The sequence below is a fragment of the Vibrio xiamenensis genome, from assembly GCF_900100015.1.
Lineage (GTDB): Bacteria > Pseudomonadota > Gammaproteobacteria > Enterobacterales > Vibrionaceae > Vibrio > Vibrio xiamenensis.
Genome location: NZ_FNDD01000006.1, coordinates 53,899 through 78,867, shown reverse-complemented (window position 1 = coordinate 78,867; position 24,969 = coordinate 53,899). Strand labels below are relative to the sequence as shown.

Sequence of the window (24,969 nt, the reverse complement as noted above, 5' to 3'; positions counted from 1 at the left end):
AAAGGTCTCTCTATCGATGGTGGATGTTTATTGCTTGAACCGGACATACCGATACACAGGCACCGCAGCCAGAGCATGATTGTTCGTCAATGTTAGGCGTCGCAACGTGCCCAATCGCAAGCTTAAAGTGAATCGCCATTTCATCGCAGCTATCGCCGCAGCTGCGACAATCGACATTACGCTGCGCTAAGCAGTTCGACTCGACATTCGCTTTGGCATGCCAAGGCAAATGGTCTTGGTTTAAAAAAAGCGCTTCAGGGCAGGCGGCGGCACAGCGGTAACAGAAGCTGCATTCCGCCTTCGAAAAGTCAAGGCAAGGGAATCCGCCGTCACCTTTGATGATGACTTGGGTTTCGCAAGCGCTCACACAACGCCCACAGCGTGTACATTGCTCAGTAAACTGCTGTGGCTGCTTTAGCCACGGTAATGGGTTATCTGCATGATTTAACGCGTGCTTACCAAACAGGCGTCGTCTTGTGTTATCAACCACATGCCACCTACCGAATCGGTTGTTTTCGTATATATTGATATAGTTGTCGTTATTTCTAATTCGTGCCTGACCGCACTGATGAAATTGTAGTTTTTGCGTAAAGTGGATAAATACCCCCTAAGGGGTAAACAGGGGGGGTCTTGTTTTAGATCAATAAATCGATTCAAGACTTCTCACATATTGTGATATCAATGTGTTAGCGAGATAGTTGGCAACACGTTTTATGTTTTGAGGGATTCAATTTGCAGAGCAAAAAGAAGTCGGTGACCAAAACCATTGCGTCATCCTTACTGCTGATTTTGCTGCTATCTGTCGCAACTACGGGTTTCGCCATTTTTACGTTGTCATCCAGTTTAAGCGATGCAGAGGCGGTCAATGTCGCGGGTTCGATGCGAATGCAAAGTTATCGCTTAGCCTATGATGTCAAAAGCGATTTTCCCGAATTGTCCCATCATATTGAGTTATTTGAATCGTCAATTTTATCGCCCTCAATGCAGTCTTTATCGGCCTGGTATGTGCCAAAAGACATCACCCAAGATTACGATGCCTTAATCAAACGCTGGCAAAGCTTAAAAGGTGTGCTTCAAAGCGAGCAAAAGTCTCAGTATCTAGACCTCGTTGCAGGCTTCGTCCAACAAGTTGATGGCTTTGTTTTTAAGTTGCAGCGATTTTCTGAACAAAAGCTTATCAAGCTCGCTTGGGTCGGAGGCATGGGGCTTGGCGGCATTTTACTGATTAGCGTATTTGTGGTGCGTTTTACGCGTAAAGAAATTGTTCGACCTCTGCACGCGCTGGTGGGCGCCAGTGAACAGATCCAATCACGTTCGTTTGATGTTGAATTGAATGTTGGCAAGCAAAACGAGCTGGGTATTTTGACTCGTACCTTTAATCATATGGCCCATGACTTAGGCAAGCTCTACAAAGGCTTGGAGCAGGCAGTTAATGAGAAAACTCATCGCTTGCAGGTGGCGAATCAGTCGTTGGAAGTCTTGTATCGCTCTTCCCAAGAACTGACTGCATCGGTGATCACCGCTGAAAATTTTCAAGCGATTTTAAAGCAGTTGGTGAGCCTTGAAGGGGTTGAAGCAGCAAGGCTTGAAATTGATAATCCTGGCGAAAAATCACTGCTGTTGTACCAGGGTGACGACGCCGCAAAGGATGATTTTTTGTCACAGTGTCACGTAATTCCATTAACTTTGGATGATCAACCGCTCGGCTCGTTATATTGGCGAGCGGGATTGCCGTGCGCCGATTTAGGCTTAATCGACAACTTTGTCCATATTTTGTCGCGAGCTATCTATTATAATCACGCTCAGCAGCAGGCCAGCCAGCTACTGTTAATGGAAGAGCGCGCCACTATTGCACGTGAGCTACATGACTCGCTTGCACAGTCGTTATCTTATTTAAAAATTCAGATGTCGCTGCTTAAAAGGCAGATTTCAGAGATTGAACCCAGTGTCGGTGTATTAAAAACTCAGCAAGTGATCAGCGAACTCGATACTGGGCTGTCTTCGGCATATACCCAATTACGTGAGCTGTTAACGACGTTTCGATTAACCATAAAAGAAGGCAGTTTTGGCGCAGCACTGAGCGAAATGTTAAAACAGCTCGAAGAGCAATCGGCAGTGGTGATTCGTCTTGAGAATGAACTGTCGTCGATTGAACTTGATGCTCATCAACAAGTGCATTTGTTGCAATTGATTCGTGAGGCAACCATCAACGCAATTAAACACGCTCAAGCGTCAAATATCGATGTGCGTTGTTATGAGCAAGCTGGTGAAGTGACGATTCGAGTGAAAGACGATGGAATTGGTTTTGATGATCCGCAAACCAAACAAGATCATTACGGTATGAGTATTATGCAAGAACGTGCGTCGCGTTTAAACGGGGTTCTCACCGTGCATTCTTCGCCCAATCAAGGGTGTGAAATCGTATTAACTTACCCAAGAGTAAAGGAATAATACAGTGTCAGTGTGTCGAGTTTTATTGGTTGATGACCATCCGCTCATGAGACGGGGTATTCACCAACTGCTCAGCTTTGAGCGCGATTTTGAAGTGATAGCGGATGTCAGTAACGGCAGTGATGCCGTAGCGAAAAACCATGAGTTGGCGCCAGATTTGGTCTTACTGGACTTAAATATGAAAGGCATGTCTGGGCTTGATACATTAAAAGCCCTGCGTACCGACGGTTGTGATGCCAAAGTCGTCATTCTAACCGTATCGGACAGCCCTGCCGATATCGAAGCCATTGTTCAAGCCGGCGCGGATGGCTATTTGCTCAAAGATACCGAGCCAGAAGAGCTGGTGCGTTTGCTACGTGGTTCACTCAATGGTGATAAAGCTTATAGCCGAGAAGTTGCGCGCTATATGTTAACCCGCAGTCATCAGCACGATGTGTTTTCAGACCTCACCGAGCGTGAGTTGCAGATCCTAAAAGAAGTGGCGCGCGGCTATCGTAATAAACAAATCGCCGATCGATTATTTATTTCTGAGTCGACGGTTAAAGTGCATATGAAAAGTCTGCTAAAAAAACTTTGCGTACCATCGCGCACCGCGGCAACGGTGTTGTACCTTGAACGCTACGGTGACAGCAAGTAATAAATACCATGGTTCACCTTGTTCACTTCGTTAGATAATAAAAGGCGCTGAGCGCCTTTTTTCGTATTTAGCGTTTTCATGTTTAGCTTTTTCATATGTATAGGGGCTATCAGCTATCCATCGGTACCAAAATCATGGTGCCAATAATCACCGTCAAAATGCCGCAAATGACCGGGACTGAGGTTCTTTTTACCACTTCAAAAGGTCCGATATTTGCCATGCCGGCGGTGGCGACCACCACGCCGGATACTGGTGAAATGGTGCGCCCTAAATTCGATGCTTGCAGCATCGGGATGATTAAAAATGCCGGGTTAACACCGAGTTTTCCAGCTAATTGCGGTGCCAGTTCAACAAACGCATAAAAGGGCGCGTTGCCAGAACCGGTGGCGATCGCTGCAGCTATTGTGAGCACGGTTAAAATCAGCATCAGTTCAACGCCGCCAGCGCCAGCGCTTTCGGCGAGATGAAGCAAGTTGTCTATCGCGCCAATCGACATCAAGCCTTGCGCAAACACACCGGCGGCAACCAGTAACATCACCACACCTTTAAAGGCATCTGCCATGCCTTCGTAGCAGGACTCCAAATCTTCTAAAGTGCGGCGACCATTGAGTCGCTTACTCAGGTAATCCACCAGCGCACCAACAAAAATCGACAGTACAACGATGGTGTAGATATCGAGCTGCACGGCGGGAATAGTACGGCCGTTAAAAACGAACACGCCGATGATCGGCAAAAATGGCAGAATCACGTAGTAGCTTGGCGCATTTACTTGCATGTGCTCGGCGTCAACCCGTTCCATTGGCGTGTGCTCGCGCTTATCTAAAAATCGGTTCCAGAAAAACGTTGCAATGGCCATCACGATAATGGCGCTTATGGAAACCGGTAGTACGGTTTGCACTGAAAATACATCCAATGCTAGACCAGATTTTTCCGCGGCGATCACCACGTCGCCAGAGGTCGGGGAAAGAATAATCGCCGCAGGTGAAGCGCATACCGCGACGGCGGCGGGCCGCGAAATGCCCATGGCCGTCATCATTGGAAATAAGGTCGCCATTAACAGTACGCCAAGACCTGTCGCTGAACTGACCGCAAGTGACATCAAACACGCGACGATGTAGGCAGCAACGAGCAAAACATAAGGCGATTTAATCACCGAAAGCGGTTTTGAGAACTGTTTAACGACCACATTATTGGCACCGATTTGGGTCATGTAATTGGCAAACCCGCACAGCAGCATAATCTGCATCCCTAGTCCGCCGCCGCGATTTTGCAGCATGTATTTCACAAATTCCAATGCATCAGTAATGATGTTGCCCGTGCTTGTGACTTCCTTGGGGAGTACGCTGCGGCCTATGAGACCGGTGATGATCAGCAGTAAAATACCCGCGCTCAAAAGTACACCGGAGGGGCGATAACCTTTGACAATGAAAACACCGACCGCCAGTGTGACGACAATGCCAATAAGCAGTTCTAACATAGCTACGTCCTCGAAACCGTTGAAATAAATCAGAGTTTGAATAGACAAAGCATGCGCATAAATGCCATCTCTAGAACGAGAATTAACGTAGGGAGTAAGATTTAAGACATGGGATACGTGAATAGGGGGGGAGAATCGCGCTGCGCATTGGTTTAACTCGCCTCAACAAAAATTCTTGATGGTGCCGCTTCGGGCATAGCGAGGTAATAGCCTTGGAACATATCGATATCCAATGCGTGCATTGCAAGATATTGCTGCTCAGTTTCGATGCCTTCAATCACGGTCTGCGCACCCACTCGGCGAGCAAGTCGAATGCCATCCAATAGACGATATTCTCTGCCGTCCATATACTCGAGCATTAAACTGCGGTCGAGCTTCATGATTGCAGGGCGCAACATCTCGACTCGGCGTTGGTTGGAAGCCTGATGACCATAATCGTCGACGGCAATTTTTACGCCGTGATCACTCAAATTGTGCATAGCGATTTGCAGTTGGCGCTCATCATTGGTGTCGCATTCAACCACTTCCATAACCAACTGATCGCTGCGAAGATGCAAACTACGGAGGCCGCGCGCCAAATGCTCACGGCTCATCTGTGTATTTGAGTAGCGGGTATGAATCGAAGGGTTAACGTTGAGAAATAGCTTTAGCTCACGATATTTGGACAGCGAAAAATTACGTAAGTGAATCACTTGGCTCAAACGTTCAACGTTGATTTTGTCTTCTTCGCTGCTGAAGTCTGTATAGAAAAAGGTTTCAGGGCTGATGCGTTGACCGTCGAGATTATCAATACGCACTAATGCTTCAGTGCCAACGACGGTATTGAGCTTGTCAAAAATTGGTTGGAAGACGCTGGTAAGCTCCCAATCTTTGTAGTGGGCGACGAATTGTAAGTTGTTATTTATATCAAGCCACTGTGCAAATTGACCGACATCATAAATCGCCATAGAGACTCCACTGGTTCAAGGTAACCGTTATTACTTTTTTCTGACATTTTATTGACAATGGGGTTTTTATGTCAATTGGATGACACTCAAGCTGTTAACTCAGCAATGTTTATTGTCAATATAGATGCCTGATTTGAATAGAGATCAACAAATAAAGCCTGTTACCCATTAAAGGCGACGGAATAAACTAAAGTATTAACTCAAATATACCGTTATGTATTCCGTATGATTTATGGCACATAAAGTATGTAACAGGTGGAGTGGAAGGCGAGTGAACTATGTTATGGCGCACGTTTTAATAAATAGATCAGCGTTCATCAAAAAAATCTTTATTTCGTATGTATTTACTCATTAAATGATAAGAGAAAGGACGTATTAACCATGAGGTTATAGAGCGGCCAAAACGCACGAGCGTTGACGTGTTTTCATAAATTCTGCCGTTGTACAGCCACAGAATTTTGCCTACGTGCCAGTAGATAAACGGCAGTGGTGGCAAAAAGGTCACAATGTCTAAATCACAGCATATTCGGTAGGTTTTATGCGCAAGTTGATAGCGCCTCATCATTAACCATCCGCCGATTGCAGGTTGACCAAACGTAACGACCCGTTTTATCGATTTTGGGTATTGTTTTTCTACAGCATCAGCAAGCACGCAGGCGACGGCGCCGCCCGAAGAGTGACCAGTGAAGGTAATGCGTTTGTTGCCGTTAATAATCAGTGGCACCAATACATCCATCAACTGCTGGTAGACGCTAGCACCCAGATGATCCTGCTTATGTTTGGGCATGCTTTCCTGATTGATAAGTCGGTAATAGCCGCTGTGAATTGAGTATTCAAGCCCTAATTCGCGGCAGGAGCGAAACCAAATTCTTAAATTAAGTAGCCAGTCCCATAAATTGTGAGACCCTTTGATCACCACAATCACTTCATCGCTCTGATGCCCCCATAGTACTCGCATCATAGGTTGGCCAAAGCGATTGGCAATCACACGTTGGCCATTAGGGGCAAAACCATAGCGAGTTTGCTTTAGCACACGTTTGTAGGCGAGGTTACACAAAACGGCGTAACGTTCATATTGATAACGTTTGAGTTTTTTCACAGACACAGTTGCAAAGAATGGTTGTCTCTAAGACTAAGACACAATAATGAACCATTCATGACAGCTTAATTAGCTCAGTTGAACAACCGAATAGAGCTGAATGTATTTGCGAACCAACTGCTGATTGTTAGAACGTTTTAGCGGATGGGTAAATTTCACGTAGTAAGGACAAAGGCCAAACTGAGCCTCAAGTGTGTTGGACAAGTGTGAGTCACTTTCATACAAACTGATGCCTTGGGCATTGTATTCATCAATTTCGTCTGGTAGTCGGCCAGTCCACCAATGCAGTAGCTCTCGGCTTTGCTTGCTGCGCGTGATCCAATGGTCACTAAGCAATAGCAGTAAATCATTGGGTTGAATTGCAAAGCTATACTCATTCTGCCAAGCCGCAACGGCCTTGAGTAATTTGTTACGATACGTGGCGTTGGCATTTACCAGATGACCAGTCAAAATCCAAACCGTGCCGATATCCGAGCTGACACGAAAATGATGCGGATTGTCAGCGTTTGAAGTGAGGATTTCGATAAATTGATATTCGCATTGGTGGCCGAATTCATTCAGAGTTCGGGATAGGCGACGTGCAAAGGCAATACCTAAATGCTGCTCACTCATTCCTTTGTTGTGAATGGTCGGATAGTGCTTTTCACAAAGTTTCATGCAGTCTGCTTGAAATTCATTCACACTCTGAATTAGCACGTCCAGTAACAATCAGATTCTCCTTATCAAAACGCAATACATCAAAACCGAGTAAGACTACCACAAACCGCAAAAAGCCCTATTGAATATTGGCAAGTTCATGATCTTTACCTCTTTTCAATCTATGGCCGCCAAGCATTTTAGTTTAGCTTGCAAATTTTTGTTACACATTCTCGGTCTGTCTTAGCGGTGATATTACGCTTGAGTTTCTGGCTTAACGAGGAAATGAAGTGGTGATTGATTCGCGCCGTTGGCGAAATTATCCAACTGCAGTTTATGACCCAATATTTTACTTAATAATGTCGTAAAAACATAATGTTACTATGATTTATGATGGGTGAGATGCATAGGATTTAGTGTATGTTACTAAGCCAAAACGGCCTTTAATTCGACCTCGTTTGCAAAGTTTAAATAAGTTCCTTCGAATTTTTCGAACATCTTGAACAACTTCGCTACAGTGTTAGCTGTCACCAAATTGTTAAACAGTAATTATTCGCAGCGTAATCGATATCATCATACGGTAATCTGATTGATGATAGGCGAAACGCCAATTAAGTTTTGAGGGCAAACATGGATCAGCAAGTACAACACTATAACGCCACCGCGCGGTTCATTCATTGGATTTCGGCGGCAGTGATTATCGGTATGTTTGCGGTTGGATTGTGGATGGTGGATTTAAGTTATTACAGCAGTTGGTATCAAACTGCACCGCATTGGCATAAATCAATTGGCATTTTACTGTGTTTAGTGACGGTTTTTCGATTGCTATGGAAGCATGTAACACCGTCACCGGATGTCGAGGGTAGTGCGATAGAAAAACGTCTTGCGCCGTTTGCACATGTGGTTATCTACCTATTGCTTATCACACTGTTTATTTCTGGGTATCTCATTTCAACCGAGGACGGGCGCAGTATTGATGTGTTCAATTGGTTTTCGGTTCCCGGTGCAGGGGCGCTGTTTGAGGGGCAGTCAGACAAAGCGGGCGTAGTGCATACCTATGCGGCGTGGAGTTTGATTGGATTAGCAGCGCTACACGCACTTGCCGCGTTTAAGCACCACTTCATTAATAAAGACAATACGCTACGTAAAATGTTAGGAGCTTCAAAATGAAAAAAACGTTATTGGCACTTGGTTTAACCATGGCATCTGTGATGCCTTTGAGCGTAAACGCCGCCGATTATGTCATCGATACCAAAGGCGCACATGCTTCGGTAAACTTTAAAGTCAGCCATCTGGGCTATGGTTTTATTAAAGGGCGGTTCAATACCTTTGACGGCAAATTTTCGTATGATCCGCAAAACGTCACTGCATCTAAAGTCTCGGTAACCATCGATACCACAAGCCTTGACTCGAATCACGCTGAGCGTGACAAACATATTCGCAGTGGCGATTTCATCAATGCTAGCAAATTTTCCACCGCTACGTTTAACAGCACCAAAGTGACCGAAAAGGGCGACGGCCAGCTCGCGATTGACGGCGACCTTACTTTACACGGTGTGACTAAACCTATCACGATCGACGCGCAGTTTATCGGTGCAGGTAAAGACCCGTGGGGCGGAGAGCGCGCTGGCTTTTCAGGAACCACACGTTTGCAACTGAAAGATTTTGGTATCCAAGTGATGGGGGCAACCACCTACGCTGACATGGAATTGTATGTCGAAGGGGTTAAGCAGTAGTTGAATCCGGTCAAGCCTTCATCGGCAGATGAAGGCTTGATGTTATATGCAATTTGATCTTTATGTGCCTCGCTTATTTTATCAATTGCGTCACGATTTACTGAAAACAAATTTTATTCATACATATATTTCGTGATTTATATCACTAGATTAATTTATCCAGATCGCTAATATCTCGTTTTGATTTTTCAGCGCCAGCTGACAAAACCCAACGAGGCGATATGACAACTCTTACTGCAATAGCAATTACCACAGGTTTACTTTCTGGTCTTTGGGGCTGGATTGCAGTGTCACTTGGGCTACTTTCATGGGCAGGTTTTCTCGGCTGTACCAGCTATTTTGCTTCGCCACGTGATGGTCTGAAAGGATTGCGTGACAGCTTAGTGACGAACCTAACCGGGGTAGGTTGGGCGATGGCTATTCTGTACTGCTCCGAGTTTGCTTCTGTTGAAATTGCCGCTTACGCCATCACCGGAGTGGTGTCATTCTTAATGTGCATTCAAGCTAAAAAAGCTTGGCTCAGCTACATTCCAGGCACATTTGTCGGCTGCTGCGCCACCTTTGCAGCCAATGGTGATTGGCAACTGGTGATACCTTCACTGCTATTTGGTGGCGTGTTTGGGTATTTAATGAAAAGCTCGGGGCTATGGTTGGCAAAACGGCAAAATCGAATCGAGCTTCAAAATTCAGAGCCAGGCGTCGAATCAAGTCGCTCTTAGTCCAAATATTACGTATTCAATATTAGCCAAGCTTGTCGCTTGGCTTTTTATTTTTCGCCTGTTCTGACTCTGCCTGAATGCTAAGTGTTGCCATTTGCCATGGTCACGACCCGTTTGAGCGTCCAGCGTAGCAACAGTGGAATACAATCTTTACCGTGTCGCTCACAATGTTCGACAATCGCTAAAGCTAAATCTGGCTTGGCGAATTTTTTTAGCACTTTGGTGACGATTTTCTTCGCCGGTACAGGATGGTCGTGGGGTACTTTGACCATATCTTTAAAAAACAGCTCAAATCCATTGTTGTATAGGTAGTGTTCAATGTCTCGGTCAGGCAATTCGGTTAAGCGGTGGTTTTCCAGCTCGTTACTCAGTTGGGAGCGTACTGTCGCCGCATACTTTTTCCCCGCAGTATCGCCATCGGTTACTACATGCCAATCAATGCCAAATGCTTTGGCTACTTTTATTAGTGCTTTTAGTCCAGATTGAGCAAATTCGATGATGTGAACCCCTTCAGCCGTTAAGTTATAACCACATTGGTTGGCTAATTCGTTAAACAGCCAAACTTCCGTTTCGCCCTCAACAAACAGCCAGCAGCGAGCAAACAGCGCGCCAGAGCGGTGAAAACGGATATGAAAGCCGATTCGCCTTAACTCATCATGACTAAGTAATTGTTTAGGTAGATAATTGGCGACAGTTTTGTCGGAGTGCCTAACTAGGCGGCGCAAACTGTGGATTGGCACTTGGCCAAGTAAATCGCCGCTGTTAGTGGTTAAGATCTTCTGCATCGGCAGTAATTGCATCAGACTCCACGCTCTTGCTAGATGGGTTGGATGCAATCGACCTTCTGGATCTTCGATGATCAAAAGTGGTCTGGCGCAGCGGCGTAAATCGTTATTGCCTTTGGCTTGTAAGTAGGCATTGAGTAAGCCCATAAACAGCAATTTAGTTTGCCGACTGCGGGTTGCTTCCATGGCCTCAAGCACATTTTTGTCGCCCCCTGAGTTGGTAAAGAAGATACCGTCTCTGGGCTTACGCGGATTTTTCCGTGATTGACCCTTAAACGAAAAATAGTGTTCCATCAAAGTGTGCATGGAGTTAAGACTGCTGCGCATTTCACCTTTGTTGACGTGACCGGGAATCGCCATCAGTCGACGGCACGTGTTATCAATGCGTTTTTCAATGCGTGTATTGACGGTGTTTTCGTTTGACTGTTTTTCAAAGCGACGAGAATCACGCAGACGAATCACAGGATGCAGAGCCATTAGCTCTTGAGCTAACTTCTGCGAATGATGCAGTGGAATGGGCTCGCCGCTGTTATCCAAAAAGGCATAATGGGTAGTCACGTCGTAGCGCTCTCGTGAGGCACTAAGGCGATAGTGAATTTTATGTTGACCTTGTTCGTTTTTGACCCAAATCGGTTTGATTTTACGATAGCGACCACTGCGATGTTCGTTTTTGTCGCTGGCAGCCAGGGTCAAGATGATCTGCAGGTGCTGAGTCTGTGGGTGGGCGATTGCATAATCGACGTGAAAGTCGAGCATTTCAAATTGGTAAGGATTGCCAGTGGATGGCAGTGCGACACTGAGTGCATCAAGCAGTGATGATTTACCCCAAGTATTCTCACCAACTAGGGTGGTGAGTTCATCAAAGGCAAGTGATAAACGTTTGATACCTCTAAAACCGGATATTTCAATGCGTTCTAAATGCATAGACGAACTCCCAATGACTGCGTTGCTTATGAGCTAATCATAAACGAAAATTTGGCCGTCAGCCTCAAGTTAACTCACAGTAATAAAAGACAAAATTATCCATCCATCGGTAAATACGACTCAACAATGGGCACAAACTCACGCTCTAAAGTGAAATCGTTTTTCGCACTTATTTCATAAAAGCAACGAATCTGTCATGATTTCTGCGTTAGAATGAAGTATTGAAAGAGAAGATGATAACGATGACATATACAGACAATAGACCAGTGAAAATGACACTGGCGCACATCAACGATACCCATTCATACTTCGAACCTACGTCTTTACCACTTACCATCCAAGTTGAGAATTCGACTTTGACGCCATATGTAAGTGCTGGCGGCTTTGCGCGTATTGCGACCCGAATTAAACAGCTGCGTAAACAAGCGCAAGATGAGCAGCGCGGCTTTGTGTTTCTTCATGCCGGCGATTGTTTCCAGGGCACCTTGTACTTTTCTTTATTCAAAGGTAAAGCGAATTCAGACATGCTTAACGCCTTAGGCATTGATGCCATGACACTCGGTAATCACGAGCTTGATATGGGCAATCAGCCAGTGGCTCAGTTTGCCAAAAGAATCGAGTTTCCATTATTGGCTGGCAACTGGGATTTGAGCCACGAGCTGAAAAGCAAAAAAGACCGATTATCCGATAATGAAAGTGTATTAAGTTACGATGTCACTAATAATTGCGCAAATTGGATGGTTAAGCAGGTTGAGGGAGAACCGATCGCCATTTTCGGTTTGAGCCTAGATAAGATGGATGAAATATCAAATCCTGACAGTGACACGCCGTTTATTGACGCGCTGCAAACCGCAGAGAATACCATTCGCGAAATTCAAAAAACGGGCATTAATAAGATCATTTTGCTTAGCCATCTTGGCTATGAAGTGGATTTAGAACTCGCCAAACAGGTATCGGGTATTAGTGTTATCGTCGGTGGACACAGCCACCGTCTGCAAGGCGATTTCAGTGATTTGGGCTTAGAAAAAGATGACCCTTATGGTATTCGTATCGGTGATACCTATGTGGTTCAAGCCGGGTATTACGCTCTGAGCCTTGGGCATGCGGAGATTGAGTTTTCAGCCGATGGTGTGGTCACCGCGTTCAGCGGCAAAAACGAACTGCTGCTAGGTAGACGGTTATTTCTTGATGCCAGTATGAGTGAAACCGGCGAAGACCTGCATCATCGTCAAGCTTGCGATTTCATCCATCAACATCCCAATGTTGTGGTGTGTAAAAAAGACCCAGATGTGCATGCGTTGCTGGCTGATAAATACATTCCCAGAGTACGTAAATTGCAGTCAGAGGTCATTGCTGTCTGCGATCAACCTCTGAAACATGTGCGTGTGCCTGACGAAAATGGTGCCAGTCAAGTCGCCCCTTTGGTGGCCGAGGCATTTGTACACGCTTTAAATCAGCGCGGGCACGAGGTGGAGTTTGCCATTCATAACGCTGGTGGTGTGCGAACCTCGATTCGAGAGGGGGAAATGTCGGTTGCCGATGTTGCCGGAAAACTTCTTCCGTTTGCCGTTCCGATTGGGCGTTATGATGTGAAAGGCGAGGTGATTGCCGCGGTATTGGAAGGCGCGATTAATAACGCGACCAATAATGATGTGGTTGGTACAGGGACCGGGTCTTATCCATATACCTACAACCTAAAATTTCGCTATGACGGCAAAGCAAAATTAGGAGAGAGGATCCTAGACTTGCAGATCTTTACCCTCGAACATGGTTGGCAAGCCATTGAAAATAAAAAAGTTTATCGAGGTACGTCTTCAGCTTATACCATGAAAGGCAAAGAGGGCTACGAGGCGATTCTTAACATGGAAGATGAGGGCTGGGTTTCTGGGCTGTCGATGGCAGATTGCTTCATTGAACTTCTGCAGGCACGGCCTGATTTACTCACCAAGCAACACCTCAAACAAAATCAACGCTAATGGCATAAAGGTTGCTAAATCTTCTAAGTAATTGGTCGCATTTATAAAGTGGCACAACAACTTAGGGGACGAATATGTGGAGTAAAGACTGGGCCGACGTCGCGATCGTTCTATGCTGGGTCGCGATTTGGGCCGCACTCGTATACTTTACACCGATCAGCGGTGTATAACGGTAAAGAAGGAGCACTTGAGTTGCTCCTTTTTATCTATCTGACGCATGGTTTGTTTAAACGCATTGCTGACATTTCTGATTCGATTTATAATTTATCTGTTTTGGGGAGTAGTCGCCTTCAGTTTATTTGTCGTCATCTCGTTAGGCATCAACGCCTATCCGGCAAATAAGAGTTAATTATAACTTCGACGAGACCAACGCACGCAACGCCATTTCATTGGTGTGTTTTTGTATGCGAAGGTCCAAGTCTCTATTCTGCCTTCGCTTTGGAGGTTTTGAATGCCACTTATTACCTACGGGTTATTCTTTGTTGTCACCTTAGTTCTTGTCAGTGTTGACGTTTGGCAAACCCGTCGCGGTGTTATCTCGATTAAAACCGCAGCGCTGTCGAGCCTATTTTGGGTCTTTTTGGCGATTATTTTCGCCGCCAGTATCTATTTTTTCTGGGATATCTATTCACCAGGTAGCGCCTATTCCCCTCATCAAGCCGCTATCGCTTTTGCGACGGGCTACTTACTAGAAAAGTCGCTTAGCGTTGATAACCTATTTGTATTCGCAATTATTTTTTCTCAATATTCCGTTCCTGTGTCAGTACGCCCAAGGGCGCTGCTTTACGGTGTGGTCGGTGCGCTGGTATTACGCGCCGTGATGATTATGATTGGCGCCGAATTGCTGGAACAGTACCACTGGGTACTGTATCTGTTCGCCGCTTTTCTAATATGGACGGGTATTTCACTGTTTCGTGATGATGACGCTGAAGAAGAGGAGGTTAGCCCTTTACCTGAAAAATGGTTACGACGCTGGCTACCGATGAGTGATGAGTATCACGGCAATGCGTTGTCAGTCATCACCGCTCAAGGTTTGCGTTTAGCGACGCCGCTGGTGGTTGTGATTGCGGTGATCGCTTTCATGGATGTGCTGTTTGCGCTTGACTCCATTCCGGCTATTTTTGCCGTGACTCAAGAACCTTTCTTGGTGTTATCGGCCAATGTCTTTGCACTGCTTGGGTTAAGATCTCTATATTTTGTATTAGAAGGGCTTATGAGTAAGTTCGTTTATTTGAAACCTGCTCTTGCGGTCATCATGCTTTTTGTTGGCGTTAAGATGTTGCTCAGCGCCACACCTTACGCCATCGAAACACAATGGTCATTAGCGGTTATACTGCTCACAATGTCGGTTGCGGTTGTGGCGTCTATATTTAAACAACGTGCGCATAAAGATAAACAAAATAAACATGATAGCGCCACTAGCGAAATTTGATGTTGGTGGTGTTTTTGATATGTAAACGGCTTGTTATTAATCCAGGCTGTTTTTTGCCTCACGCAAAGTTATGCAATATATTGACGTTAAAATGAGTACAAATTCGGCTGGTTTAAGGTTTTAATCTTATGCTTTGTTAGTAAGTTGTTTGATTAGTAAATCTAATCTGAATATTGAAGAATTGTCATTTCTGAGCCTTACGGTTATCGCCTACACTTGCGGCAACTCAGTAAGTTAACCAATTTTGGAGAGGCTGTTATGGCTCAAGTAATGAATTTTGATTCAATCGCAACAACCGACTCTATGGACAGAAAGACCTATTCGGTTAGCTTCAAAGGATTGATTGCACACCTTTTGGATATTCTTTTTACCGACAATTCAACCCGTTCTTACTACAGCAGTGAATTATCGGGACATATGCAGAAGGACATTGGTATTTATCGCTAATACTCAGGTCAGACGCTTAATGACATTGGCGTTGATAAATAAAAAAGCGCCCAATAAACAGGGCGCTTTTTTTATGCCGATGACACCAGTGATCAATGTCGCTGGTTCAGTGTAATAGGCGATTATTTTTTGCGGCAGTATTCAGCGATAACGTACATCGCTTGGCCGTTAACTTTGCCTTGAATGTGGGTCGGGTCGGTGTCTGATACGTTGATGTTACGTACCACAGTACCCTGCTTGATCACTTGGCTTGAGCCTTTAATTGGCAAGTCTTTAATGATAGTTACATCGTCGCCTTTTTTAAGCTCAACGCCGTTTACATCCAATGGCTTCTCGGCGTTATCGTCCATGCCGATTTCTGCCCATTTGGCGGTTTCTTCTTCCATGTACATCATGTCGAGAAGATCTTGAGCCCAACCTTCAGTGGCAGATAGCTTCTTGAGTTGACGCCATGCCATCACTTGAACCGGCACTTCTTGGCTCCACATGCTGTCGTTTAGACAACGCCAGTGATTGACATCTACTGTTTCTGGATTTTCAATTTGGCCTTTGCAGGTATCACAAATCATCACAGCGTGATCGACCGTGACTTGGGTATGAGGGCTCACCACAAATGGGGCTAGAGACGAATCAGAACCGCAAAGTTCGCATTTTGATTGGCAACGTTCTAACAAAGTCGCTTCAGTAGACATAGTTACTCACCTTAGGAAAAATTGTGAGCGCGTATTATCCACTTTATACGTAGAAAATAAAGGGATACTAAGGAAATACCCAGATAAAGCATAATGAATTGCAGCAAAGCGACATTTTCAACCCGAGATGTCGCTTTGCATAGCTCGAGACATTAGGCGTTCAAGTCCCCAGAAAACCTTATGCGGAGCAGTTTGGCTGTGACGCAGGATAGGTTTTAAGTGTCGAAATTTTTTGATTTAAATCGCTGATTCGAGTTTGATGTGATGGGTGGGTAGAAAGCAGTTCAGGAGGCTCGGCGCCATTGGCTGCAGCAGACATATTCCTCCACAGTTCAATGCTCTGGCGCGGATCAAACCCAGCTTTAGCCATTAACTCTAAACCAAGAACATCGGCCTCAGATTCTTGTGAGCGGCCATAAGGGAGAATAACGCCATATTGGACACCCAGTCCGAGCGCTGCCATGGTGACATCTGAATATTGTGAGTAACTTGAGGCGCCAAGCGCGACATTCGTAATCTGCAAGCCGGTATTGGCGATTTGAGATTGCGATAAACGCTCGTTGCTGTGATCCGCCAACACGTGAGCAACTTCATGGCCTATCACCGTCGCGAGTTGATGTTGGTTTTTCGCCACGTCCAACAACCCGGTGAAGACACCAATTTTTCCGCCAGGCAGGGCAAAAGCGTTGACTTGTTCACTGTCAAATACCACCACTTCCCATCGTGTAAACCCTTTATTAGCGGGCACATTATCAGTGATGCGTTTGGCGACGCACTGAACGTATTGATTGACTTTGGGATCGGTTGCAACCTTTTGCTGGATCTTCATCTGCTCAAATGATTGAGCGCCAAGATTGTTCATGTCAGCATCGGAAAATAAAATCAGTTGATTTCTTCCTGTAGGTGATGAAGTGCACGCTGTTAGGCTAAGTAGCATCATTCCGGCCCAACAGTGGGTTCGCCAAGCTCGCATAGCATTCTCCGATTATTTAAGGTAAAACATCTTGTTAGAAAGTATTTGACTACAAACGGTACGCATTATGTCCATCTGGAAACGTCCAATCAATCTTGACACTTTAAATAAAACCTCTGAAAACACATTGATCTCACATCTTGGGATTATTTATACCGACATTGGTGAAAACAGCGTCACCGCCACTATGCCGGTGTGTCATTTTACCCACCAACCTTTAGGCATGTTGCACGGCGGTGCCTCGGTGGTGCTTGCTGAAACCTTAGGTTCGGTGGCGGCAAACTTCGCGGTGGAGGAAAACAGTTATTGTGTCGGACTCGATATTAATGCCAACCACATACGCTCGATGCGTTCAGGCACAGTAGTTGGTGTCGCCACCCCGATCCATCTTGGGGTGTCAACTCAAGTATGGCAGATCAACATCAGTGATGAACGCGACCGCCTCGTGTGTACCAGCAGATTAACTATCGCTGTGCGCCAAAAACGTAATGAACAGCATAATATCAAGAGCTTACAATCATGATTCTGCCCATCAGTATCGGAAAAATTATCGTGACGCCCTTTGAAATCGTGGTCAAACTCGAAGGGCCTTGTATGGTGACGATGCAAGCCGCATCTGAATCGTTAACCTTGATTGGCAGGGGCGCAAATGTGATTGCCTGTAATAGCGGCGACGCTAAATGGTCAATCAAGTTAGATAACCCGGCGCAACTTGAACAATTGGCAAAAGAACTTGGGCTTGAAATAACTTAAACGCCGTACTTGCTATGGGGCGAAAAAATAAGGAAACTAAGCGATATTCCTTCGTTGCTAAATTTCCCCTTTATGAGTAGCCCACGTTTAAGAACCCAATTTGAAACCTTGTTTGAACACTACAACGGTATGGATTGTGGTGTTCAACTTGATGAAATTACAGAGATTCTCTTTTGTACTCGACGCAATGCTCGTATCGTATTAAACAAGCTCGAAGAAGAGGGCTGGATTGAATGGCATCCAGCGCCGGGGCGAGGAAAATTATCTCAGCTGATATTTAAGCGCAGCCGTACCGATGTCAGCGAAACATTAGCGCGTCGATATCTCGAAGAGGGAAAAATCAGTCAAGCACTGAATGCATTAGATAAAGATACCGCGAAACTCGCCCAAGTGGTCGAAAGCTATCTTGGGGTGCAGCAGCAAGAAGGGCAACATGTCATTCGCTTGCCGTATTATCGCCCGTTGTCGATGCTCAATCCCCTAAAACCGATGCGCCGCTCAGAGCAGCATATTGTGCAGCAAGTGTTCAGCGGCTTAACTAAACTCGATGGCAATGAACAGGTTCAGCCTGATCTTGCCCATAGCTGGGAAATGTTAACGCCGAAGTGCTGGCGATTCTATTTGCGCCCAGGGGTGAGGTTTCATAACGGAGACTTACTGACCACGGAAATGGTTATTGAATCGCTAGGTACGCTTAAAAACAAAAAGTTATTTGAACATGTCTGCGATGTTCGCTCGCCAAGTGATCTGGTGGTGGATGTCTCTTTATCACGCCCAGACTTGCGTCTTGACCTGTTTTTGACCGAATCGTGCGCAAAAATTCTTCTTCCTCAGTCTCATCGCTCCGAGCAATTTGATCGTTTTCCAATTGGTTGCGGGCCTTATAAAGTCACGCGCAACGATGATAAGAGATTGACCCTTCAAGCTTTTGATGGCTACTTCGGCTTTCGCCCATTGATCGACTGTGTCGAGGTGTGGGTAATTGACGATGTTAACGCGACGATGATTTTCCCAAGCTTAACTCGGCCAATCAAACAAACATCGATTGGCGAATTTAACGATGAAGTAGAGCTCGACCCAGGGTGTACTTATTTGTTACTTAACCGCAAAACCGGTTTGGCACAATCGGATCAGTGGGCGAGTTACTTTTCGCAAAAGCTTAATGGATTGGAGTTATATCGTTTATTGCCTCAAGAAAAGATTGTCGAACTTGGCGTACTGCCTGCGCACGGCTTAAAACCGGGTTGGTATCATAAAGCGCCGCTGCCGAATGTCGCACAGCCACCGCAACAGACCAAGGTTAAAGTTGCCTATCACGCGCAACATCCGATGTTTACCGTATTGGTCAAAGTGATTGAAAAAACCTTGAGTCAAGATCAGCTTGAGGTTGAGTTAATTCAATATGATATTGAGCCGCCAGATGTTGATGATATCGATATTTGGGTAAAACCAATGGGTATCAGCGCCAATCGCGACGATGCGCTTGCGGGGTGGCTGCTGAATTACAGTGATATTGAACGCGTCAGTCCTGAAGTGAATTTCCATCAATGGCAAGGATTAGTGCATGCTTGGATGGAAGATAAACACACCGCGTTTCCGGCCAAAGAGTTGGGTCGTTCACTGGTACATAACATGCAAATCATTCCGACATTTCACGTCTGGCTTGGGGTGAGCAAAGACCAGTGCGGTGCACTGCAAAACGCGAAATGTAATGCGCTGGGATGGTTTGATTTTAGCCAAGTTTGGGTTAAACCAGATCTCGGCAGTAATTGATGTGGCAAAGCCAAACAGTAAGTTGCCCTCACGGACCATCGATGTTAGCTGTGCAAAGTGTCATACCGCGTTATTTAAATATGCTAAAGGCGGAAAAGGGGCATTAGTAAAATGCTTTAAACAGCGCATTGTGAGCGATTTCACTCATGACAGTGGAATCTGTCCTAAATGCGCCACACCATTCGCCAGAGAAACGCTGATCCGCGGTGCGCCTGCTTATAAAATTATTGGTGGTAAAGTGGTGAGCAAATGATGATAAACACTCGCATTTCATCAACTTATTTAACAAGTATGAGTATTCTATAAAAGAGTGATTGTGGTATGGCGGCTGGAATTGATCTAAGTCGATAAAACGTACAAAAAACGGTTTAAAAGCTATTACTTAATACAAATACTGATACAATAACCGAGGTCAAAGTTCATTTTTTCCTTAAAGAAGCGTAAACGAGGTACTTCATGGAACTTGCTCTTATCGTTGCTTTCATCGTTGCTGGTGCAGTGATGGTTAAAAAAGAAATGGCAGCGCAATAAGCACCACCTTCATTCAATTCCTTTCTTTAACACTTTACGAATGAAGTAACAGAAAAAGCCAGCTATGCTGGCTTTTGTTCTATTCCGCACACTCATAACCTTCAAACTATTCTTATTGGTTACCACAACTCGTATTTTGGCTCTATTCCGACTTAACTTAAATCATGATTATTATGTTGAGTGTTGGATTATATGCCTGTGTGAGAATAGTCAGTTTGAATTTCTTATTCATATGTTTTTCAATGATATATCATGGATAATGTGGTATTTATATATGGTTTTGTAAATGATTAATTGCGATTACATTTACATTGTTGTGCTAGTCAAAGGAGCTATTCAGTGCAAAGTCCGATTACTTTAGAAGCATTACATATCCTTGATGCCATTGAACGGCGAGGAAGTTTTGCCGCTGCGGCTAACGAGCTGGATAGGGCACCGTCTTCGCTTAGTTATCAGATTCAAAAGCTAGAGCAAGATTTGGATTTGATGATATTTGACCGTTCTGGTCACAAAGCGAATTTTACCGAAGCGGGAAAGCTGATCCTTGAGAGAGGGCGCGCCATTCTCGTGGCCACAGAAAAGTTGGTGAATGATGCCAGTTTGCTCGCTAATGGCTGGGAGTTGGATATTACACTGGCGTTTGACGGCATTATTCCGGTCGAAAACTTTTTCCCTATGGTGGATGCACTGGGCAATGTGAGTTCGACTCGTGTGCGTTTGCAAGAGGAAATCCTGGCAGGATGCTGGGAATCGTTGGCGGAAGGGCGCTCGGATCTTCTGATTTGCCCCAAGCCTGAGAGTTATCCGCATGATGTAAAAGCCGAAACTATCGGCTCGATGGCGATGATCTGGGTCGCTGCCAGCAATCACTATGTGCATAAGCGCAGTGGCGCATTTGATGAAACCGCCCGCGAGAAATATCGCGTGATCGCGATTGCCGATACCGCAAGAGAGCAGCCATCGCTGAGCGTGAATATTTTGCACAAACAGCCAAGACTGACAGTGACTAATTTCAGTGCCAAAGTTGAAGCGTTGAAGAGCGGGCTTGGGATCGGGACCTTGCCAAAGTATGTTGCCGCGCCTTTGATTGACGCTGGTATTCTAAAACCGATTAAAGACACTCAAGAAATCAATATGGAGCTGATTCTGGCTTGGCGCCGTAATCGCCTTGGTGAAGCAAAATCTTGGTGTATTCAATATTTGAAAAAGAACTGGAAACTAAAGTGACCACGTCACTTTAGTTTTGCTCGCTACTCTGTTCTCTAGTTACAGTTATTATGTTCTCTAGTTTTTCAACTCATTACATCAAGGGATGCACATACATCATTGACTATTAAGCGGTAGCACCATATCGGCGATACCGTCTTCAAATTGAATATCGACTTTAAAGCCCATTTTTTTTGCCAGTCCCAACATTCCAGCGTTACTCGGCATGGTCATCCCAGACATTTGCAAGGTGCCTTTTTGCAGGCAATAGTCGATGATTTTTTGCATCAATAGTTTGCCTAGTCCCTTGCCTTTTTGATCGGTGCGAATCAATATCGCGAATTCGGCATCGGTGTTGTCTGGATTGATCAAGGCGCGCGAAACGCCAATGATGGCGCGTTGTCCATCGATGTCTGCAACCGCCACGAAAGCCATCTCTCGGTCGTAATCAATTTGGGTTAAGTTGGCGAGGGCTTCATGATTGAATTCACCTACTTCGGTAAAAAAGCGCCGGTAAAGATCTTCTTTTGAAACGTGATGAATAAAGTCGGCGTGTTTGGGTTCATCCTCCGGCAAAATAGGGCGAAGCAACACTTGCTCACCGCTGGTGGTTGTTACCAACTGCTCGTATTCAACTGGATAAGGGCGTATTGCAAGGCGTTTTTGCGCATCGCCTTGATAATGTTTCAAACGTAAATCGGCATCCAAAATGGTGAATTCACGTCCATTAATTAGAAGTGGATGGATATCCAGTTCGTCAACTTCAGGAATGTCGACCACCATTTGCGAAATACGCACCAAAAATTCGCTTAAGCCATCAATGTCCATCGGGACCGGAAGCTTTTGTGGGCGTATATGGCCATTTTTGATTGCTCGCACAATTAAATAACGTGCCAACGTTGTATTCAGTGGTGGCAGCGCAGAACTGGCGTCTACCGATTCATCCCACTCAGAGCCACCTTGGCCAACCAAAATCACAGGGCCAAATAACGCATCATTTTTAACCTTAACTCGAAGCTCTTCGCCGCCTGCGAGTTTTGCCATACCCTGCACTAACAAGCCGTGAATATTGGCGGCTGGGTAAAACAAATGAGCACGATCTAAAATTGCTTGCGCGGCGCTGGCCACTTCATGGCGGTTACGCAAATTAAGCATCACGCCTTGAATATCCGATTTATGCGCAATATCCGGCGAACGCAGCTTCACAGCTACTGGATAACCAATTTGTTCGGCTATATGCACGGCCTCACTCACTTCTGACGCAATCCAAGTTGGCAAAACAGTAAAGTCGAAGTAGTTAAGAAAATCGCCAAGTTGATGAGTATCTAAATTTACTTCTTGATGGTCACCCAATGCTTGAGTCACCCACAATTTGGCTTCGCTAAGTTGATTTGCGTGCACTGGCTCTGCCGTAGTTGGCGTTTCCATCAGTTGTTTTTGGTTGCGTCTGTATTCCACCAAATGCATGAAAGCGACCACGGAACTTTCGGGGGTTCGATAGGTTGGAATTCCGGCATGAGCGAATATTTGCCGAGCAGGACGCGCCGTTTGTTCACCGGTCCAATTGGTTAATAAATTAAAACGTCGATGACGAGGGTGATTTTTAAACGTATCCACAATCGCGTGGGCGGTTTTTTCTGATTGCGCGACGGCTGATGGGCTGTGCATAACCAAAATCGCGTCGGCGCAATCACTATCCATAATGGCATTTAATGCGTGAACATAGCGGTCATGATTCGCATCACCGACTAAATCAATCGGGTTGCTGCGACTCCAGCTTTTCGGCAAATACTGATCAAGTTTCGCGATCAGTTGATCATCAAGCGTAGCGAGTTTTCCGCCGCGCTCAGATAACGTATCGACGGCCATGATGGCAGGGCCACCGCCATTGGTGATGATGGCTAACCTTTCGCCCCGCAGCGGGACTGCGTGAGTCAAGGTTTCAACTGCGGCAAACAGTTCATGAGTATTGTTAACTCGCAGCATACCGGTGCGTCGAATTGCCGAGTCATAGATGATATCAAGGGTGTTGTCGCCGCCAGTATGGGCATGGGCTGCGATTCGACCTTGCTCGGTTTTACCGCCTTTTAGCACCAAGATTCGCCGATTTCGCGACGCAGCTCGAGCCGCTGACATAAAACGCCGTGCATCTTTAATGGTGTCAACGTAGAGCAGAATGGCGTCGGTATGCGAGTCGGTGCTCAAGCAGTCGAGTAAGTCGGCAAAATCGATATCAACGGCGTTACCCAAAGAAATAAACGCAGAAAAACCGATGTCTTTATCATTGGCCCAATCGAGAATGGTGGTACAGACAGCTGCAGACTGGGAGATAAACGCGATGTTGCCTTTTTGCGCTGGCGATGGTGCAAAGGTGGCATTCAAATTGAGCCAAGGTAGCATCAGCCCAAGGCTATTCGGACCAAAGATGCGCATTCCTGATTCTCTGGCGATATTGGCGCATTGCTGCTGCAAAGAAAGCAAAGACTCATCCTGAATATGCATATCAGACGACAACACAATTGCGGACTTTACGCCTTTTTCCGCAAGTTGGTGAAAAATCTCGACGTTACGCGAGGCGTGGGTGCAAAGCACCACCATGTCGGGAGTTTGCGGTAACGACTCTATCGTAGGGTAGGCAAACACACCGCACACCGAATCATATTTTGGATTCACGGGCATAATCGCCCCTTGGAAGCCACCTTGCAGCAGATTTTTCATCACCACGTTTCCAGCGCGAAGGGGCTTGGTGGATGCGCCAATTACGGCGATGGAACGCGGCTTTAGAATTTGAGTCAGACTGTTCATGCTTAAGCACCATTTGAGACGCAATACCAGTAAGAATATTCAATAAAGTTGTGCTTTACTGTGATAATTCAATCGGGTTTCATTCGATATACAGCTAGAAAAGAGACTTTGTGCCTCAAATCACAATGTGCTGACATATATTTTACCTGTTTGCTTGATTCTAATTGGCTCTAACGGCATGATTTAAAGTAATTTCTACATAAGGCGTGTGATTACCCATGAAAAAAATAGCAATCGTCGGTCTATCGGCTTTACTCTCTGCATGTGTCTCTCCAGATTACACAACAGACGTAACTTCTGAGAGCTACCAAGAAGATTATCAGAGCGCAGACACCAGCATGGTACAGCCAGTTGTTTCTACTACGGCAGGCCCAGCAGACGGTGTTGAAGAACAAAACGTTGAACCGACTGTGGTAGCTATGCCGGAAGAACAAGCTCAACCGACTATTAATGTGCAAAAAGCTGAGCCACAAAGTGAACCAGCAGTGACCACTATTACGGCGCCAACACCTAAGCAAGTGGCAAGTAACCCACGTTTTGGCTACACCATTCAGGTTGTTGCAGTCGGCTCTCAAGCCAAAGTCGATCGTTTCGTACAAAAATTGCCAGCAACGGGTGAGCCTATTTGGGAAAACTACAAAGTGGTGAACGGCACGAAATGGTATACTGTGCTTTACGGTGATTACGCAACTCGCGTTGAAGCTGAACGTGCGATTTCTCAGCTTCCTGCAGATTTTCAAGCTCTAAAGCCATTTGCTAAGAGCATCGATAAGATCAAAAACTCTGAATTTCCAACGCTTAACAAATTGAACTAAGCGAGAATTCGTAAGAGTAGAAAAGGGGCGTTGGCCCCTTTTTTGTTACGTTAACGTTAGTTTTCGAACCAATTCGTTTATTAACCCATCAATTGGTAGCAAGAGCACGCTTTTCCGGGGTGAAAGCCGTGTAAGTTAGCCTCTAATTGATTATG

23 protein-coding genes are annotated in these 24,969 nt (G+C 45.5%); 14 read left to right on the top strand and 9 right to left on the bottom strand.

The genetic code is table 11. The features are described from left to right. Positions 1-10 precede the first annotated feature (10 nt). Positions 11-490, bottom strand: coding sequence for a ferredoxin-type protein NapF (gene napF / locus BLS03_RS06880; RefSeq protein WP_093271403.1), 480 nt, complete (start codon positions 488-490; stop codon positions 11-13). 242 nt (positions 491-732) lie between these two features. Between napF and narQ the strand changes: the two genes are divergently transcribed. Beyond that, positions 733-2,451 (top strand): nitrate/nitrite two-component system sensor histidine kinase NarQ, encoded by a 1,719-nt coding sequence (gene narQ, locus BLS03_RS06875; protein WP_093271400.1) that lies wholly within the window; start codon positions 733-735, stop codon positions 2,449-2,451. Between the two features lie 4 nt (positions 2,452-2,455). Then, positions 2,456-3,088 carry a response regulator gene (locus tag BLS03_RS06870; protein ID WP_176765540.1) on the top strand — a complete coding sequence of 211 codons (633 nt, stop codon included), beginning with the start codon at positions 2,456-2,458 and terminating at the stop codon, positions 3,086-3,088. 109 nt (positions 3,089-3,197) lie between these two features. Here the strand turns inward: BLS03_RS06870 and dcuC are convergent, their stop codons facing one another. The 4 genes from dcuC to BLS03_RS06850 form a co-directional block, all read right to left on the bottom strand. Beyond that, on the bottom strand, positions 3,198-4,565 hold the full coding sequence (dcuC, locus tag BLS03_RS06865; protein ID WP_093271397.1) for an anaerobic C4-dicarboxylate transporter DcuC: 1,368 nt from the start codon (positions 4,563-4,565) through the stop codon (positions 3,198-3,200). 152 nt (positions 4,566-4,717) lie between these two features. After that, complete coding sequence (locus tag BLS03_RS06860) at positions 4,718-5,512, bottom strand: EAL domain-containing protein (RefSeq protein WP_093271395.1); 795 nt, start codon at positions 5,510-5,512, stop codon at positions 4,718-4,720. A 307-nt stretch (positions 5,513-5,819) separates the two neighbouring features. Continuing rightward, positions 5,820-6,611 carry a lipase family protein gene (locus tag BLS03_RS06855; protein ID WP_093271392.1) on the bottom strand — a complete coding sequence of 264 codons (792 nt, stop codon included), beginning with the start codon at positions 6,609-6,611 and terminating at the stop codon, positions 5,820-5,822. 69 nt (positions 6,612-6,680) lie between these two features. Then, positions 6,681-7,319 carry a hypothetical protein gene (locus BLS03_RS06850; protein ID WP_093271390.1) on the bottom strand — a complete coding sequence of 213 codons (639 nt, stop codon included), beginning with the start codon at positions 7,317-7,319 and terminating at the stop codon, positions 6,681-6,683. A gap of 558 nt (positions 7,320-7,877) precedes the next feature. Between BLS03_RS06850 and BLS03_RS06845 the strand changes: the two genes are divergently transcribed. From BLS03_RS06845 to BLS03_RS06835, 3 genes are all read left to right on the top strand, one after another. Further along, on the top strand, positions 7,878-8,417 hold the full coding sequence (locus BLS03_RS06845; protein ID WP_093271387.1) for a cytochrome b: 540 nt from the start codon (positions 7,878-7,880) through the stop codon (positions 8,415-8,417). Beyond that, positions 8,414-8,983, top strand: coding sequence for a YceI family protein (locus tag BLS03_RS06840; protein WP_093271385.1), 570 nt, complete (start codon positions 8,414-8,416; stop codon positions 8,981-8,983). Before BLS03_RS06845 ends, BLS03_RS06840 begins: the two co-directional genes overlap by 4 nt. 221 nt (positions 8,984-9,204) lie before the next feature. After that, positions 9,205-9,702, top strand: a complete 498-nt coding sequence (locus tag BLS03_RS06835) for a DUF1097 domain-containing protein (RefSeq protein WP_093271382.1) — start codon at positions 9,205-9,207, stop codon at positions 9,700-9,702. An 80-nt stretch (positions 9,703-9,782) separates the two neighbouring features. Here the strand turns inward: BLS03_RS06835 and BLS03_RS06830 are convergent, their stop codons facing one another. Next, entirely contained in the window at positions 9,783-11,411 is a 1,629-nt protein-coding gene (locus BLS03_RS06830; protein WP_093271380.1) for an ATP-dependent endonuclease, read from the bottom strand. A 242-nt stretch (positions 11,412-11,653) separates the two neighbouring features. Here BLS03_RS06830 and BLS03_RS06825 point away from each other — a divergent pair, with 242 nt between their 5' ends. The 3 genes from BLS03_RS06825 to BLS03_RS06815 all read left to right on the top strand — a co-directional run bounded on the left by BLS03_RS06825 (position 11,654) and on the right by BLS03_RS06815 (position 15,266). Next, on the top strand, positions 11,654-13,387 hold the full coding sequence (locus BLS03_RS06825) for a bifunctional metallophosphatase/5'-nucleotidase (protein ID WP_093271377.1): 1,734 nt from the start codon (positions 11,654-11,656) through the stop codon (positions 13,385-13,387). A 451-nt stretch (positions 13,388-13,838) separates the two neighbouring features. Then, a complete protein-coding gene (locus BLS03_RS06820) occupies positions 13,839-14,819 on the top strand; it encodes a TerC/Alx family metal homeostasis membrane protein (protein WP_093271375.1) in 981 nt (326 codons plus the stop codon). A 258-nt stretch (positions 14,820-15,077) separates the two neighbouring features. Further along, a complete protein-coding gene (locus tag BLS03_RS06815; protein ID WP_093271372.1) occupies positions 15,078-15,266 on the top strand; it encodes a hypothetical protein in 189 nt (62 codons plus the stop codon). 122 nt (positions 15,267-15,388) lie between these two features. Here BLS03_RS06815 and BLS03_RS06810 read toward each other — a convergent pair whose 3' ends face one another. Beyond that, positions 15,389-15,958 (bottom strand): PhnA domain-containing protein, encoded by a 570-nt coding sequence (locus BLS03_RS06810; protein ID WP_093271369.1) that lies wholly within the window; start codon positions 15,956-15,958, stop codon positions 15,389-15,391. 178 nt (positions 15,959-16,136) lie between these two features. Next, entirely contained in the window at positions 16,137-16,931 is a 795-nt protein-coding gene (locus BLS03_RS06805) for a M48 family metallopeptidase (RefSeq protein ID WP_176765539.1), read from the bottom strand. Between the two features lie 67 nt (positions 16,932-16,998). Between BLS03_RS06805 and BLS03_RS06800 the strand changes: the two genes are divergently transcribed. The 5 genes from BLS03_RS06800 (at position 16,999) to BLS03_RS06780 (ending at position 21,215) form a co-directional block, all read left to right on the top strand. Beyond that, complete coding sequence (locus tag BLS03_RS06800) at positions 16,999-17,454, top strand: hotdog fold thioesterase (RefSeq protein ID WP_093271366.1); 456 nt, start codon at positions 16,999-17,001, stop codon at positions 17,452-17,454. After that, positions 17,451-17,684 (top strand): DUF3389 family protein, encoded by a 234-nt coding sequence (locus BLS03_RS06795; RefSeq protein WP_093271362.1) that lies wholly within the window; start codon positions 17,451-17,453, stop codon positions 17,682-17,684. The genes BLS03_RS06800 and BLS03_RS06795 overlap by 4 nt, the downstream gene beginning before the upstream one ends. Positions 17,685-17,756: 72 nt before the next feature. Then, on the top strand, positions 17,757-19,457 hold the full coding sequence (locus BLS03_RS06790; RefSeq protein WP_093271359.1) for an SgrR family transcriptional regulator: 1,701 nt from the start codon (positions 17,757-17,759) through the stop codon (positions 19,455-19,457). 1 nt (position 19,458) lies between these two features. Continuing rightward, a complete protein-coding gene (locus tag BLS03_RS06785) occupies positions 19,459-19,710 on the top strand; it encodes a hypothetical protein (RefSeq protein WP_093271621.1) in 252 nt (83 codons plus the stop codon). A 617-nt stretch (positions 19,711-20,327) separates the two neighbouring features. Then, complete coding sequence (locus tag BLS03_RS06780; protein ID WP_093271355.1) at positions 20,328-21,215, top strand: LysR substrate-binding domain-containing protein; 888 nt, start codon at positions 20,328-20,330, stop codon at positions 21,213-21,215. Positions 21,216-21,311: 96 nt separating this feature from the next. On the opposite strand, the gene BLS03_RS06775 is transcribed toward BLS03_RS06780, so the two are convergent. Beyond that, positions 21,312-23,999 (bottom strand): bifunctional acetate--CoA ligase family protein/GNAT family N-acetyltransferase, encoded by a 2,688-nt coding sequence (locus BLS03_RS06775; RefSeq protein WP_093271353.1) that lies wholly within the window; start codon positions 23,997-23,999, stop codon positions 21,312-21,314. 218 nt (positions 24,000-24,217) lie between these two features. Here BLS03_RS06775 and BLS03_RS06770 point away from each other — a divergent pair, with 218 nt between their 5' ends. After that, positions 24,218-24,814: an SPOR domain-containing protein gene (locus BLS03_RS06770; protein WP_093271351.1), complete on the top strand. Its 597-nt coding sequence runs from the start codon at positions 24,218-24,220 to the stop codon at positions 24,812-24,814. Positions 24,815-24,969: the final 155 nt, after the last annotated feature.

Bases quoted from the DNA above. Each gene is read 5' to 3' on its own strand.
- BLS03_RS06805 (WP_176765539.1), bottom strand. From the start codon at position 16,931: ATGCGAGCTTGGCGAACCCACTGTTGGGCCGGAATGATGCTACTTAGC.
- BLS03_RS06820 (WP_093271375.1), top strand. From the start codon at position 13,839: ATGCCACTTATTACCTACGGGTTATTCTTTGTTGTCACCTTAGTTCTT.
- BLS03_RS06810 (WP_093271369.1), bottom strand. From the start codon at position 15,958: ATGTCTACTGAAGCGACTTTGTTAGAACGTTGCCAATCAAAATGCGAA.
- BLS03_RS06815 (WP_093271372.1), top strand. From the start codon at position 15,078: ATGGCTCAAGTAATGAATTTTGATTCAATCGCAACAACCGACTCTATG.
- dcuC (WP_093271397.1), bottom strand. From the start codon at position 4,565: ATGTTAGAACTGCTTATTGGCATTGTCGTCACACTGGCGGTCGGTGTT.
- BLS03_RS06770 (WP_093271351.1), top strand. From the start codon at position 24,218: ATGAAAAAAATAGCAATCGTCGGTCTATCGGCTTTACTCTCTGCATGT.
- BLS03_RS06840 (WP_093271385.1), top strand. From the start codon at position 8,414: ATGAAAAAAACGTTATTGGCACTTGGTTTAACCATGGCATCTGTGATG.
- BLS03_RS06845 (WP_093271387.1), top strand. From the start codon at position 7,878: ATGGATCAGCAAGTACAACACTATAACGCCACCGCGCGGTTCATTCAT.
- BLS03_RS06825 (WP_093271377.1), top strand. From the start codon at position 11,654: ATGACATATACAGACAATAGACCAGTGAAAATGACACTGGCGCACATC.
- BLS03_RS06860 (WP_093271395.1), bottom strand. From the start codon at position 5,512: ATGGCGATTTATGATGTCGGTCAATTTGCACAGTGGCTTGATATAAAT.
- BLS03_RS06795 (WP_093271362.1), top strand. From the start codon at position 17,451: ATGATTCTGCCCATCAGTATCGGAAAAATTATCGTGACGCCCTTTGAA.
- BLS03_RS06830 (WP_093271380.1), bottom strand. From the start codon at position 11,411: ATGCATTTAGAACGCATTGAAATATCCGGTTTTAGAGGTATCAAACGT.
- BLS03_RS06775 (WP_093271353.1), bottom strand. From the start codon at position 23,999: ATGAACAGTCTGACTCAAATTCTAAAGCCGCGTTCCATCGCCGTAATT.
- BLS03_RS06790 (WP_093271359.1), top strand. From the start codon at position 17,757: ATGAGTAGCCCACGTTTAAGAACCCAATTTGAAACCTTGTTTGAACAC.
- BLS03_RS06835 (WP_093271382.1), top strand. From the start codon at position 9,205: ATGACAACTCTTACTGCAATAGCAATTACCACAGGTTTACTTTCTGGT.
- BLS03_RS06800 (WP_093271366.1), top strand. From the start codon at position 16,999: ATGTCCATCTGGAAACGTCCAATCAATCTTGACACTTTAAATAAAACC.